General features: G+C 69.7%; 12 protein-coding genes and 1 tRNA gene. 9 read left to right on the top strand and 4 right to left on the bottom strand.

The features are described from left to right. Positions 1–136: 136 nt before the first annotated feature. Positions 137–223, bottom strand: a tRNA-Leu gene (locus tag JOD95_RS09355). Positions 224–333: 110 nt separating this feature from the next. Here JOD95_RS09355 and JOD95_RS09360 point away from each other — a divergent pair. The 7 genes from JOD95_RS09360 (at position 334) to pknB (ending at position 9,550) form a co-directional block, all read left to right on the top strand. Then, positions 334–1,014 carry a DUF3662 and FHA domain-containing protein gene (locus JOD95_RS09360; RefSeq protein ID WP_066651163.1) on the top strand — a complete coding sequence of 227 codons (681 nt, stop codon included), beginning with the start codon at positions 334–336 and terminating at the stop codon, positions 1,012–1,014. Next, the gene (locus JOD95_RS09365; RefSeq protein WP_209684757.1) at positions 1,011–1,580 is read left to right on the top strand and encodes an FHA domain-containing protein; all 570 of its coding nucleotides are present in this window, start codon (positions 1,011–1,013) and stop codon (positions 1,578–1,580) included. The genes JOD95_RS09360 and JOD95_RS09365 overlap by 4 nt, the downstream gene beginning before the upstream one ends. A gap of 7 nt (positions 1,581–1,587) precedes the next feature. Next, positions 1,588–2,973 carry a Stp1/IreP family PP2C-type Ser/Thr phosphatase gene (locus JOD95_RS09370; RefSeq protein WP_066651160.1) on the top strand — a complete coding sequence of 462 codons (1,386 nt, stop codon included), beginning with the start codon at positions 1,588–1,590 and terminating at the stop codon, positions 2,971–2,973. Continuing rightward, complete coding sequence (locus JOD95_RS09375; RefSeq protein ID WP_066651157.1) at positions 2,970–4,418, top strand: FtsW/RodA/SpoVE family cell cycle protein; 1,449 nt, start codon at positions 2,970–2,972, stop codon at positions 4,416–4,418. The genes JOD95_RS09370 and JOD95_RS09375 overlap by 4 nt, the downstream gene beginning before the upstream one ends. After that, positions 4,415–5,869 (top strand): penicillin-binding protein 2, encoded by a 1,455-nt coding sequence (locus JOD95_RS09380; protein ID WP_066651145.1) that lies wholly within the window; start codon positions 4,415–4,417, stop codon positions 5,867–5,869. Before JOD95_RS09375 ends, JOD95_RS09380 begins: the two co-directional genes overlap by 4 nt. After that, entirely contained in the window at positions 5,866–7,596 is a 1,731-nt protein-coding gene (locus tag JOD95_RS09385; protein ID WP_209684759.1) for a protein kinase, read from the top strand. Before JOD95_RS09380 ends, JOD95_RS09385 begins: the two co-directional genes overlap by 4 nt. A 121-nt stretch (positions 7,597–7,717) precedes the next feature. Continuing rightward, positions 7,718–9,550: a Stk1 family PASTA domain-containing Ser/Thr kinase gene (gene pknB / locus JOD95_RS09390; protein WP_307810413.1), complete on the top strand. Its 1,833-nt coding sequence runs from the start codon at positions 7,718–7,720 to the stop codon at positions 9,548–9,550. Between the two features lie 124 nt (positions 9,551–9,674). On the opposite strand, the gene JOD95_RS09395 is transcribed toward pknB, so the two are convergent. Beyond that, on the bottom strand, positions 9,675–10,319 hold the full coding sequence (locus JOD95_RS09395; protein ID WP_209684761.1) for an aminodeoxychorismate/anthranilate synthase component II: 645 nt from the start codon (positions 10,317–10,319) through the stop codon (positions 9,675–9,677). 82 nt (positions 10,320–10,401) lie between these two features. Here JOD95_RS09395 and JOD95_RS09400 point away from each other — a divergent pair, with 82 nt between their 5' ends. After that, positions 10,402–10,656 (top strand): cell division protein CrgA, encoded by a 255-nt coding sequence (locus JOD95_RS09400; RefSeq protein ID WP_022907010.1) that lies wholly within the window; start codon positions 10,402–10,404, stop codon positions 10,654–10,656. A 419-nt stretch (positions 10,657–11,075) separates the two neighbouring features. Here JOD95_RS09400 and JOD95_RS09405 read toward each other — a convergent pair whose 3' ends face one another. Together JOD95_RS09405 and JOD95_RS09410 are read right to left on the bottom strand one after the other, a co-directional pair. Then, a complete protein-coding gene (locus JOD95_RS09405) occupies positions 11,076–11,942 on the bottom strand; it encodes a rhomboid family intramembrane serine protease (RefSeq protein WP_209684763.1) in 867 nt (288 codons plus the stop codon). A 5-nt stretch (positions 11,943–11,947) separates the two neighbouring features. After that, positions 11,948–12,487 (bottom strand): peptidylprolyl isomerase, encoded by a 540-nt coding sequence (locus tag JOD95_RS09410; RefSeq protein WP_066651135.1) that lies wholly within the window; start codon positions 12,485–12,487, stop codon positions 11,948–11,950. A gap of 116 nt (positions 12,488–12,603) precedes the next feature. Here JOD95_RS09410 and JOD95_RS09415 point away from each other — a divergent pair, with 116 nt between their 5' ends. Further along, positions 12,604–13,179: a hypothetical protein gene (locus JOD95_RS09415; RefSeq protein ID WP_066651134.1), complete on the top strand. Its 576-nt coding sequence runs from the start codon at positions 12,604–12,606 to the stop codon at positions 13,177–13,179. The last annotated feature ends 111 nt before the right edge of the window (positions 13,180–13,290 follow it).

Here is a 13,290-nt window from a genome sequence, read left to right on the forward strand (position 1 = left end):
GCGCCGAGGCGGACCCGATCCTTGCGCGGCCGCGGCCGACGGACGGAGGTGGGACGAGCCTCCAGGCCGGTCGTGGGGAGCATCGGCACCGGAACGCGGAACGGCCCCCGGATTCCTCCGGGGGCCGTTCCTCACCTGGTGCGCGAGGGGGGACTTGAACCCCCACGCCGTTTCCAGCACACGGACCTGAACCGTGCGCGTCTACCAATTCCGCCACTCGCGCCAGCCCGGCAACACTAGCACGCGACGGAGGGTGCCCGTGACCACGCACAGACGGGCACGAGCGCCACCCACTACCATGCAGTGGTCCCTGACCGACGAACACGGAGACACATGGGCCTCTTGGACAGCTTCGAGCGAGGGTTGGAGCGCGCCGTCAACGGCACCTTCGCGAAGACCTTCCGCTCCGGCGTGCAGCCCGTCGAGATCTCCAGCGCGCTGCGGCGGGAGCTCGACACGAAGGCCGCCGTGGTCTCCCGCGAGCGGATCCTCGTCCCGAACGAGTTCACGGTGCGCCTCGCGCCGCCGGACCACACGCGGATGAACGACATCGGGCGCCCGCTCATCGACGAGCTGTCGCAGATGGTGCAGCAGCACGCGGTGGCACAGAACTACTCCTTCTCCGGACCGGTCTCGATCACGCTGCAGCAGGACGGCACGCTGTCCACCGGCATCCTGCAGGTCGACTCGTCGACGGTGCAGCGTGACGTGGCGTGGGTCGCTGTGCTCGACATCGGGTCGCAGCGCCACCGGCTGCACCGCGGCCGCACCGTGATCGGGCGCGGCACCGACGCGGACATCACCGTCGCCGACACCGGGACGAGTCGGAAGCACGTCGAGATCATCTGGGACGGCAAGCACGCGCAGGCCAACGACCTCGGGTCCACGAACGGGTCGAAGCTGAACGGCGAACGCTTCCAGCAGGCCATCGTCGAGCCGGACTCCACCATCGAGATCGGTCGTACCCGTATGGTGTTCCGGGTGATCCCGGAGAACGACGGAGGTGCGCGATGACCACGGGCCTGACCCTGCTCGTCCTGCGCTTCGCCTTCCTCGCGGTGCTGTGGCTGTTCGTGTTCGTCATCGTCTTCGCCCTGCGGAGCGACCTGTTCGGCCAACGCGTCCGCACCATCCCGACCGACCCGAAGGCCGGGGCGTCCGCACCGACGACGCCGACCGTGCCCGCCGCCGCAGCTCCTGCCGCCGCAGCGCCCGGCGCGTTCACGGAGCTGATCGGCCAACCCTCGGGCCCGACACAGCAGCAGTCCGGCTCCGCACCGCCGAGCGGCGTCGCGACGCGCCTCGTCATCACCGAGGGCTCCCGCGAGGGCATGGAGATGCCCCTCGGCGGCGGTCCGATCACCATCGGACGCTCCAGCGAGTCGAACGTCGTCATCCGCGACGACTACACGTCGACCAACCACGCCCGCCTCGACCTCCGCGGCGAGGGCTGGGTCCTGTCCGACCTCGAGTCCACGAACGGCACGTTCGTCAATGGTCAGAAGGTGACCGGCCCCGTGACCATCGCGGAACGGACGCCGATCACGATCGGGACGACGACGTTCGAGCTGCGGCGGTAACCGGGACATGACGGCTCGCACGCTGAGCGCCGCTGTGTCCCACGTGGGGCGCATCCGCGCCAACAACCAGGACTCCGGCTACGCCGGCACGCACCTCTTCGCCGTTGCGGACGGCATGGGCGGCCACGCCGGCGGCGACGTCGCGTCCGCGATCGCCATCCGCCGCATCCGCGAGGTCGACCGCGAGTTCCCGTCCGCGCACGACGCCGAGTTCGCCCTGCAGTCCGCGCTCATCGCCGCGAACCAGCTCATCACCGAGACGGTGTTCGAGCACCAGGAACTCACCGGCATGGGCACCACGGTGTCCGCACTCATCCGGGTCGGCGAGCAGATCGCCATCGCGCACATCGGCGACTCCCGCATCTACCGCCTGCGCGACGGCGAGCTGCAGCAGATCACCTCAGACCACACCTTCGTGCAGCGCCTCGTCGACAGCGGTCGCATCACGCCGGAGGAAGCCGCCGTCCACCCCCGGCGCTCGGTGCTCATGCGCGTGCTCGGCGACGTCGACGCCGCCCCCGAGGTCGACACCGCCGTCATGGACATCCAGACCGGCGACCGCTGGCTGCTCTGCTCGGACGGTCTGTCGTCGTACCTGGCCGAGGAGCGGATCCGGCACGCGCTCGCGTCGACCATGGACGCGAACCAGGTGACGCAGCGCCTGGTCAAGGAGACGCTCGACCACGGTGCCCCGGACAACGTGACCGTCGTCGTGATGGACGTCACCGACACGGAACCCGAGGACGACGACGCCGCCGCCACCACGGTCGGTTCCGCCGCGGCACCCCTGACCTTCGAGGCGTCGACCGGTCGCAAGCCGATCCGCCTCCCCACGATCCTGCTCCACCCGCTCAAGGTGAGCGCCGTGCCGGAGGACTCCCACTTCGAGCCCGAGTCCGACCAGTACTTCGCCGAGCTCATCGCCGAGGACCGCCGTCGTCGCATCCGACGCCGCGTGGCCTGGTCGATCGCGCTCGTCGTCGCCGTCGCGGCCCTCGTGGGGGCGGTGTTCCTGGGCTGGCGGATCACCCAGGCGCACTACTACGTCGGCACCGACCGCGGCACGGTCGCCATCTACCAGGGCGTGCAGCAGTCGATCGGGCCGATCGCGCTGTCGGACGTCTACGAGGACACCGACATCTCGGTCACGTCGCTCCCGGACTACACGCGCGAGAACGTGCGGTCGACGATCAACGCGACCTCGCTCTCCGACGCGCGCGACATCGTGGACCGGCTGCGGAAGGCCGCCGAGACCGGCCAGGACCAGGCCGGCACGGGCGGCGATGCGGACTCGTCGCCGTCGCCCACCCCGACCCGGTCGGGGTCACCGTCGGGCAGCGCCTCGCCGTCCGGCAGCGCCTCGCCGTCCGAGAGCCCGGGGGACGGCCGATGAGCACCGCGACCGCGCAGTCCTTCACGCAGGCGATCACCATCAAGCTGCGGGAGCCGGCCCGGGCCCGGAACCTCGAGCTCGTGCTGCTCGTCATCGCGTGCGGCATCTGCGCCGGCGCGATGGTGCTCGTCCAGCTCGGCACGAAGGGCCGCATCTTCGACACCGGTGTGCTCTGGGTCGGCGGCGGGATCCTCGGCCTCGCGCTCGTCATGCACGTGGTGCTCCGCGTCGTCGCGAAGCACGCGGACCCGTTCGTGCTGCCCATCGCCCTGGTGCTCAACGGCATCGGCATCGCCGAGATCTACCGCATCGACGTGCACAACGGCCTGACCGGCTGGGACGCGATCGGCGTCAAGCAGATCGTCTGGACGATGCTCGCGATGGTCCTGGCGACGATCACCGTCGTCGCGGTCCGCAACCACCGCTTCCTGCAGCGCTACCGCTACATCTTCATGTTCGCGACGATCGCGCTGCTGCTCCTCCCGATGCTCCCCGGCATCGGGGAGAACGTCGGGGGCGCCCGCGTGTGGATCCGCGTCGGCCCGTTCTCGTTCCAGCCCGGTGAGCTCGCGAAGATCACGATGGCGCTGTTCTTCGCCGGGTACCTCGTCACCGCCCGGGACTCGCTGTCGATCGTCGGCAAGAAGTTCGCCGGCATGACGTTCCCGCGCGCCCGTGACCTCGGCCCGATCCTGGTGATGTGGGCGTCGGCCATGGCCGTCCTGGTGTTCCAGCGCGACCTCGGCACGGCGCTGCTCTACTTCGGCCTGTTCCTCGTGATGATCTACGTCGCGACCGCCCGGCTCGGCTGGGTCGTCATCGGGCTCGGGCTGTTCGTCGGCGGTGCCCTCGTCGCGCAGTCGGTCCTGGTCTACGTGCGGGGTCGCTTCGAGCAGTGGCTCGACCCGTTCGACCAGGCGATCTTCGACCGACAGACCCAGGGCAGCTACCAGCTCGTCCAGGGCCTGTTCGGCTTCGCGAACGGCGGGATCACCGGTACCGGCCTCGGTCAGGGCCGCCCGTACATCACGCCCGTCGCCAACGCGGACTACATCGTCGCGTCGCTCGGCGAGGAACTCGGGCTGATCGGCGTCTTCGCGATCCTCGCCCTGTTCATCGTGCTGGCGTCGCGGGGCCTCCGCGTGGCCTTCATGGCGCAGGACGACTTCGGCAAGCTGCTCGGTGTCGGCTTCGGCTTCATCATCGCCCTGCAGGTGTTCGTCGTCGTCGGCGGCATCACCCGGATCATCCCGGTGACCGGTCTGACCACACCCTTCATGGCCGCGGGTGGCTCGTCGCTCATCGCGAACTGGATCATCGCGGCGATGCTGCTGCGACTGACCGACTCGATCCCCGCAGAACAGCGCGTCCAGCAGGGCGCGGTCCCCGCCGCCCGTGGCCGTTCCGGACGCGGTGCGACGACCAGGAAGGAGCGCACCCGGTGAACCGACAGCTCCGCGGCGTCTCGACCGTCATCGTGCTCATGTTCGTCGCGCTCTTCGTGTCGACGACCTCGATCCAGTTCTTCGCCGCCGACACCCTGCGTGCCGACTCGCGGAACTCCCGCACGATCCTGGACAGCTACTCGACCAAGCGCGGCGCGATCCTGGTCGACGGCAGCCCGATCGCCGAGTCGACCCCCTCGGACGACCAGTACCAGTACCAGCGCAAGTACACGAACGGTGCGCTGTACTCCGCCGTGACCGGCTACTTCACGATCGGCCAGGGCAACACGGGCATCGAGAGCGCCGAGAACGCCGTGCTCTCCGGCAACTCCGACGCGTCGTTCTTCCAGAACCTCAACGCGATCCTCACCGGTCAGGACGTCCAGGGCGACAACGTCAACCTCACCATCGACCCGGACGTGCAGCAGGCCGCGTACGACGCACTCGGCGAGAACAGCGGTGCGGTCGTCGCGATCCAGCCCAGCACGGGCAAGATCCTGGCGATGGTGTCGAAGCCGGCGTACGACCCGAACGCCCTGACCTCGCACGACACCGCGCAGGTCAAGCAGCAGTACGACGCCCTGCTGCAGCAGACCCCGACCCCGCTGCAGAACCGGGCGATCGGCGGTGACCTGTACACGCCGGGATCGGTCTTCAAGCTCGTCGTGGCCTCCGCCGCGCTCAAGGACGGCAAGTACTCACTCGACTCCGAGTTCCCGAACCCGTCGCGCCTGCAGCTGCCGGGCACCAGCTCGTACATCAACAACGCCGAGGGCGGCTCCTGCGGCGGTGGCGACACGGTGAAGCTCCGGACGGCGATCCAGTTCTCGTGCAACATCCCGTTCGCCGAGCTCGGCCAGAAGCTCGGGTACGACACGATCAAGTCCGTCGCGGACGAGTACGGCTTCGGTGACGCGATCGAGGTCCCGATGCGCGCCACCGCCAGCCAGTACCCCGACGTCGACTCGACCGCCCAGCTCATGCTGAGCGCGTTCGGGCAGGCCAGCGTGCGCGTCTCGCCGCTGCAGATGGCGATGGTGTCGGCCGGCATCGCGAACGGCGGCAAGGTCATGCAGCCCTCGCTCGTCGACTCGATCACCACGAGCGACCTGAAGACCGTCGAGTCGTTCTCGCCGAAGCAGTACAGCGACCCGCTGTCCGGCTCCGAGGCCGCCGACCTGACCGAGGCGATGCAGAGCGTCGTGAGCGGCGGGACCGGCACCAATGCCAAGATCGACGGAGTCGACGTCGCCGGCAAGACGGGTACGGCGGAAGGCGGTACGGGTGATCCGTACACGCTGTGGTTCACGGGGTTCGCCCCGGCGAAGAACCCGGAGGTGGCCGTCGCGGTCGTCGTCGGGAACGGCGGCGGACTCGGGCAGTCCGGCGTCGGCAACACGGTCGCGGCCCCGGTCGCGAAGAAGGTCATGGAGGCGGTGCTGAACAAATGAGACCCACCAGCGGACTCACCTTCGGTGGGCGGTACCAGCTCTCCTCGCGGGTCGCGATCGGCGGCATGGGTGAGGTGTGGCAGGCGACCGACCTCGTCATCGGCCGGACCGTCGCACTCAAGATCCTCAAGGACGAGTACCTCGGCGACCCGGGCTTCCTCGAGCGCTTCCGCGCAGAGGCGCGCCACGCTGCCCTCGTCAACCACGAGGGGATCGCCAACGTCTTCGACTACGGCGAGGAGGACGGCAGCGCCTACCTGGTGATGGAACTCGTCCCGGGCGAGGCCCTGTCCACCATGATCGAGCGGGAGCACACGCTGCCGGTCGACAAGGTGCTCGACATCGTCGCCCAGACGGCGAACGCCCTGCAGGCCGCCCACGCCGTCGGCCTGGTGCACCGTGACATCAAGCCCGGGAACCTGCTCATCACGCCCGACGGCCGTGTGAAGATCACCGACTTCGGCATCGCGCGCATCGCCGACCAGGTCCCGCTCACCGCGACGGGCCAGGTGATGGGCACCGTCCAGTACCTGTCCCCGGAGCAGGCGAGCGGCCACCCGGCATCGCCGTCGACCGACATCTATTCGCTCGGCATCGTCGCGTACGAGTGCCTGGCCGGGCGTCGTCCGTTCACCGGCGAGTCCCAGGTCGCGATCGCGATGGCGCACATCAACGAGCAGCCGCCCGCGCTGCCCGGTGACGTGCCCGAGCCGGTCTCGGCACTCGTGCTGTCCTGCATCGCCAAGAAGCCGGCGGACCGTCCGGCGACCGCGGCGAACCTGGCCCGCGCGTCCCAGGCGCTGCGGCGCGGGGACGTCGCCGCAGCGACCGTCGCCGTGCCTGCAGTCGGCGGCGCGGGCACCGTCGCGTTCAACCCGCCGCAGCGTCCGGGCAACGACGCGGCGACCGCGCTCATCGGCACGCAGGCCGGAGCCGTCGCCGGCCCTCCCGGCACGCCGCGGTCACCGGCAGCGCCGGAGGACGAGGAGCCGACCAAGAAGCGCGCCTGGATCTGGTGGCTCGTCGGGGTCCTCGCGGTGCTCGTCATCGGTGGGGTCATCGCGGCCTTCGCGCTCGGCGGCTCCGACGACCCGGACCCCGCACCGACGTCGGCCTCGGCCGCGCCGACCAGGTCGACGCCGACACCGACACCGACCACGGCACGGGTGTTCCTGAACAAGAGCGACTACGTCGGCCGCAGCGCCGACGAGGTCCGGAACGAGCTCCAGAGCCGCGGCTTCGAGGTCACCGTGCAGGACGGCAGCCCCGCGCCGACGGCGGAGCAGGCCGGCACCGTCGCGGACCTCACCCCGACCGGCAGCGTCGTCGAGGGCACCCTCGTCACGCTCACCCAGTACACGACGCCGCCGACGGCCAACAAGCCGAACACCCCGACCGCGGGGACGGTGTCCGAGTCCGGCCAGGTCACCTTCAGTTGGTCGGGCGCGACGTGCCCCGACGGCTACGACGTGTCGAAGTACACGTGGACGGTCACGGGCGGCAAGGACGCCTCGGGAGCCACCTCCGGGGACACCAGCTCGACGGCCGTCACCATCCAGGCGGACGCCGTGAACGACGAGGTGTCCTTCACCTACACGGTCACGTGCGGCTCGCTCGCTGCCTCCGAGTCCTCGGACGCCGCGACGGCGACGTGGGAACAGGCCGAGGACCCGACGCCCTCGGGCACCCCGACCCCGACCCCGACGGGCCCGCAGGACGCCAACTGATCGTCACCCGAACGGGGGCTGTCGACACCGTTGTGTAACGGTTCGTCGGCAGCCCCCGTCGTCAGCGTTCGGGCAGGGACCCCTGCCGTACACTTGCCCGGACGAACATTCGGAGGAGTACGTGCCAGAAGGTGTGACCGCGGGGATCACGCTCCTCGCCGACCGCTACGAGATCGGTGACGTCATCGGTCGTGGGGGCATGGCGACGGTGCACGTGGGCACCGACACGCGACTCGGTCGCAAGGTGGCGGTGAAGCTCCTCAAGCCGAGCCTCGCCACGGACCCGACCTTCCGGATCCGCTTCCGGCAGGAGGCCCAGGCGGCGGCCCGCATGGCGCACCCGACGATCGTGCGCGTCTACGACGCGGGCGAGGAGACGGTCACCGAGCCCTCCGGCGCCCAGGTCCAGGTGCCCTACATCGTCATGGAGCACGTCGACGGTCGCGCACTCTCCGACGTGCTCGACGACGGCCCGCTCGACCCGGCCGAGGCGGTCCGCATCACCGAGGGGATCCTCACCGCCCTGGAGTACTCGCACCGCGCCGGCGTGGTGCACCGCGACATCAAGCCCGCGAACGTCATGGTGACGCACAGCGGCCAGGTCAAGGTGATGGACTTCGGCATCGCCCGTGCCATCACCGACACGTCCGCGACGGTCGCGCAGACGACCTCGATCCTCGGGACGGCCTCGTACTTCTCGCCGGAGCAGGCCCGCGGTGAGACCGTCGACGCCCGGACCGACCTGTACTCGACCGGCGTGCTGCTCTTCGAGCTGCTCACCGGCCGCCCGCCCTTCGTCGGCGACTCCCCGGTGGCCGTGGCCTACCAGCACGTGAGCGAGCAGCCGGTCGCGCCCTCCACGCTCGTGCCCGAGGTGTCCCCGGCGCTCGACGCGGTGACGCTGCACGCCCTGGTGAAGGACCGCACCCGTCGGTTCCAGACCGCCGCGGACTTCCGGACCGACCTGCAGCAGGCCGCCGCCGGCAAGGTCCCGGTGTCCACGCGCACGCTCCAGCAGAACGCGGCACACGACGCGTCCACGATGCTCTTCGGCGTGAACCCCCGCACGACCTCGAACCCTGCCGTGGCGTTCCGCGAGCTCGACGACGACGCCGCTGACCACCGACCCCAGCGCACGCAGAACCGCCCTCCGGTCGCCTGGATCTGGCTCGGCATCATCCTCACCGCCGCCGTCATCGCGGGCGTGGTGTTCTTCGTCGCGAACCTGCAGCCCGGCAAGGCACCGGTGTCGTCGTCGGTGTCCGTACCGAACGTCGTCGGCGCCACGTGGGACTCGGCGCGGACCGAACTCGAGAAGCGAGACCTCAGCGCCGTCGAGGTCGGCGAGAACTCCGACGACGTCGCCAAGGACACGGTCATCCGCACCGAGCCCGGGGAGGGCACGAACGTCGCCCGCAAGCAGAGCATCCGCGTCGTCGTCTCCCTGGGACCGGAGCAGGTCGCCGTCCCGGACGTCGCCAACCAGACGCAGGACGCGGCGGAACAGGCCCTGAAGGACGCCGGGTTCGCGGTCGGAGCGATCAACAGCGACTACTCGAGCGACGTGCCCGAGGGCACCGTGATGAGCAGCGACCCGGGCAGCAGCACGCAGCTGACGAAGGGTTCCGTCGTCAACCTGACGGTCTCCAACGGCAAGGTGCAGATGCCGGACGTCACGCAGCAGCCGATCAGCGCCGCCAACGAGGCACTCGCGAACCTCGGGCTGAAGGTCGTGGCGTCCCCGACGTACACCTGCACGGGCAGCACCGTGGTGCAGCAGAGCGTGCCGCAGGGCGACGTCGCGCAGGGCAGCACCATCACGCTGACGTACTGCGCAGCCTCGGCACAGCGGCCGTCGCAGGCGCCGTCCGTCCCCGACCGGGGTGGCGACGACAGCGGCAGCGACGGTGGCGGCGGCAGCGGGACCGTCCAGGGCGGCGGCGCCGGACAGTAGTCCGTCCGTCACGTCGGCTGCGGCGGGCGTCCGTCCGTCGGCCTGGAGGCACGCGGCAGCATCCCCGCGGACGTCGCCTGCGCCGGTGGTCACCGGACGCGTCGGCGGTCGTACCGCTCCGGCGTCAGGACCGGTGTTCGGCGATCAGCGGGTTGAGCGCTGCGGCCCGCTCGGCAGCACCGGTCAGACCGGTGGTCTCGAGCCAGTTGCCGACCATCCGGTACCCGCCCTCGGTGAGGACGGACTCCGGGTGGAACTGCACGCCGTACACCGGGTGGTCACGGTGCTGCACGCCCATGATCACGCCACCTCCGGTCCGCGCCGTGACGGTGAGCTCCTCGGGCACCGTCCCGTCGACGATCGCGAGCGAGTGGTACCGCGTGGCGGTGAACGGGTGCGGGACACCGGCGAAGAGCACGCTGTCGTCGTGGTCGACCTGCGAGGTCTTCCCGTGCATCAGTTCCTCGGCGTGGGTCACCGTGGCGCCCATGGCCTCGGCGATCGCCTGGTGCCCGAGGCACACGCCGAGCAGCGGGGTCTCGGCGTCGATGGCCGCACGCACGGTGGGGATCGAGACACCGGCGTCCGCGGGGGTACCCGGCCCGGGCGAGAGCAGCACACCGTCGTAGTCGGCGATGCGCTCGGCGATCTCGTCCTCGGGGAACGCGTCGTTCCGGACGACGTCGGTGTCCGCACCGAGCTGCTGCAGGTAGCCGTTGAGCGTGTAGACGAAGCTGTCGTAGTTGTCGACGACGAGGATCTTGGTCATGGTCGGATCACCGTACTCGTGGGGGATGTGCGCGGGCTGCTGAGGGTCTTCCCACAGACGTGGTCACGGTAGGATACCGGCCATGGCCAAGGACAAGGACCGCACCAAGCCCGCCCGGAGGACCCGAGCCGACTCGGTCGACACGGCGGGCGACCAGCCCAACCCCGTGTGGTTCAAGCCGGTCATGTTCGGCTTCATGCTCATCGGGCTGGCCTGGGTCATCGTCTTCTACATCTCGAACACGACCCTGCCCGTACCGTCGCTCGGGTCGTGGAACATCCTGATCGGCTTCGGGATCATGTTCATCGGGTTCCTCATGACCACGCGGTGGCGCTGACCGCCGCCCAGCATCTCCCGACGCCCGTCGTACCGCCCGGTACGGCGGGCGTCGTCGTTCGTCCCGGCCTGTCCCCTCCCGGCCCGTCCTGTCCCGGCCCGTCCTGTCCCGGCCCGTCCCGTCTCGGCCCGGATTCCTGCTCGCTGTCCACAAGCCCGACACCACCCCGACGCATCCGTCCACACCCGGGACCACGTTCTCCACAGTTGTCCACACTTTCCACACGACCATCCACACCATGGCCCCCGAGTTGTCCACAGGCCCGTCCACAGTGGGGATAATCACACCCGTGTAACTCACCGAGTTGTCCCCAACTGTGGAGAACTCACCGGACGGCTGTGGAAAGCGGCCTCCAGAGAGGCAGAACGCCCCGCCCCACACTGTGGTGGGACGGGGCGTCCTGAGCGGCGGCGGACTCGTCAGCCGATCGCGTAGCCACCGATGCTGATGTACGCGGCGCCGATCCCGGCCACGAGCAGGACCGCTTCGCCGACGAGGAGCCCGATCTGCAGGCCACGCTGCCGGACGTTCCGGGTCTTGGAGAAGACGAAGCCGGTGACGAACCCGAGCACGATGCCACCGAAGTGGGCCTGCCACGAGATGTTGGTCCCGGGCAGGAAGCCGACGACGAGGTTGAGCCCCATGATGACGAGCAGCTGGACGGCGTTGTAGCCGAGGCTGCGCTGGATCACGAAGAACGCCGCGAACAGACCGAAGATCGCACCCGACGCACCGACCACCTGGACCCCGGGCGAGAGGATCGACACCGCGAGGTCACCGCCGAGGCCGGCCAGGAAGTACAGCGCGACGAAGCGCCACGTACCGAGGAGGTTCTCGAGGATCCGCCCGAAGATGAACACCGCGAGCATGTTGAACCCGATGTGGAAGATCGACGAGTGGACGAACAGCCCCGTGACGAGGCGCCACGGCTGGGTCCCGACCAACGGCGTCCAGTAGCTGAGCCACTGGTTGACGACGTTGCCGGACAACAGGTTCAGCAGCCAGATCACGACGGACACGGCGATGATCACCGTGGTCGCCTTCTGGTCCATCATCGCGAACCGACGACGCACGACGGTCAGGCCGCCCGGGGCCCCGGAGGCACGACGGTTCGCCTGGAACTGCGCGCGCTGTTCACGCACGCACTCCGGGCAGTGCACGCCGACGGCCGCCGGCGTCTGGCACTCGGTGCAGATCGTCCGCCCGCACCGCTGGCACAGGATGAAGCTCTGCCGGTCCGGGTGCCGGTAGCAGTAGTTGTCCCGCCCCGGGGCCTGGTCGGTCACCGGGTTCAGACGTCCTCGACGTCGATGCTCTCGATGACGACGTCCTCGACGGGCTTGTCGCGACCGTCGGTCGGGACGCCCTCGATCGCGTCGACGACCGCGCGCGACTCGTCGTCGGCGACCTCACCGAAGATGGTGTGCTTGCCCTGCAGCCAGGGGGTCGCCACGGTCGTGATGAAGAACTGCGAGCCGTTCGTGCCGCGCCCGCCCTGGATGCCGGCGTTCGCCATCGCGAAGATGTACGGCTCCTGGAAGGTGAGCTCCGGGTGGATCTCGTCGTCGAAGCGGTAGCCCGGACCGCCGATGCCCTGACCGAGCGGGTCGCCGCCCTGGATCATGAAGTCCTTGATGATGCGGTGGAAGACGACACCGTCGTAGAGCTTGTCGGTCGAGACCTTGCCCGTGCCGGGGTGCGTCCACTCCTGCTTGCCGGTCGCGAGGTCGACGAAGTTCTTGACGGTCTTCGGGGCGTGGTTGCCGAACAGGTTGACGCGGATGTCGCCCTTGTTCGTGTGGATCGTTGCGACAGCGGTGTGCAGAGACATGTGTCGATTCTCGCATGCACTCCTGACGGTGACACGGATCACACAGCCGACGATCCGTGACCTGTCAGGGTGCTCGGTGGCAGGATGGGGTCACGCCGATCCGATGGAGGTACCAGATGACGACGATCGAGATCCCGCGCAAGCGTCGGAAGCAGATCAAGAAGCTCAAGGGCAAGACGGCCTCGCTCCTCGGCGAGCAGCGCAAGGTCCTCGAGCACGCGAACGCGATCCTCGCCGAGGCCCGCTCGCACGCTGCTGACGCAGCCCGCAAGGACATCGCCCCCCGCGTGCAGAACGCGATCGACAACGGGATCCGTCCCGCCGTCGCGACGGGCGTGCACGCAGCGACCTCGGCCGCGCACAGCGCGTCGCACCGCTTCCAGACCGAGGTCGTCCCCGGCCTCGTGGCGACCGCTGGTTCGGTGATGAGCGTGAAGGACCTCGCGAAGGACCCGCGCGTCAAGAAGATCGTGAAGGACGCCCAGAAGAAGGGCAAGAAGGCGAAGAAGGCCGCGGCGAAGTACACGCCGGGGCAGCAGAAGAAGGGCCTCGGGTTCGGTGGGGTCGCCCTCATCGTCGTCGGTGTGGTCGCCGTTGCCGGTGCCGCGTACGCCGCCTACCAGACGCTCCGCGCCGACGACGACCTGTGGGTCGCCGACGACGCCGACACGGCGGAGAAGCCCGCCGCCTGACCTCCCGGTTCGTACGAAGGGCCCCGGCACCGCGCCGGGGCCCTTCGTCGTCCCCGGCCGTCCCGCACGCCGCAGAACCTGCCCCTGCCCCGTGCCACCTGCCCCGAGCCC

The organism is Curtobacterium sp. 1310, assembly GCF_017834105.1.
Classification (GTDB): domain Bacteria; phylum Actinomycetota; class Actinomycetes; order Actinomycetales; family Microbacteriaceae; genus Curtobacterium.

Bases quoted from the DNA above. Each gene is read 5' to 3' on its own strand.
- JOD95_RS09360 (WP_066651163.1), top strand. From the start codon at position 334: ATGGGCCTCTTGGACAGCTTCGAGCGAGGGTTGGAGCGCGCCGTCAAC.
- JOD95_RS09365 (WP_209684757.1), top strand. From the start codon at position 1,011: ATGACCACGGGCCTGACCCTGCTCGTCCTGCGCTTCGCCTTCCTCGCG.
- JOD95_RS09370 (WP_066651160.1), top strand. From the start codon at position 1,588: ATGACGGCTCGCACGCTGAGCGCCGCTGTGTCCCACGTGGGGCGCATC.
- JOD95_RS09375 (WP_066651157.1), top strand. From the start codon at position 2,970: ATGAGCACCGCGACCGCGCAGTCCTTCACGCAGGCGATCACCATCAAG.
- JOD95_RS09385 (WP_209684759.1), top strand. From the start codon at position 5,866: ATGAGACCCACCAGCGGACTCACCTTCGGTGGGCGGTACCAGCTCTCC.
- JOD95_RS09395 (WP_209684761.1), bottom strand. From the start codon at position 10,319: ATGACCAAGATCCTCGTCGTCGACAACTACGACAGCTTCGTCTACACG.
- JOD95_RS09400 (WP_022907010.1), top strand. From the start codon at position 10,402: ATGGCCAAGGACAAGGACCGCACCAAGCCCGCCCGGAGGACCCGAGCC.
- JOD95_RS09410 (WP_066651135.1), bottom strand. From the start codon at position 12,487: ATGTCTCTGCACACCGCTGTCGCAACGATCCACACGAACAAGGGCGAC.
- JOD95_RS09415 (WP_066651134.1), top strand. From the start codon at position 12,604: ATGACGACGATCGAGATCCCGCGCAAGCGTCGGAAGCAGATCAAGAAG.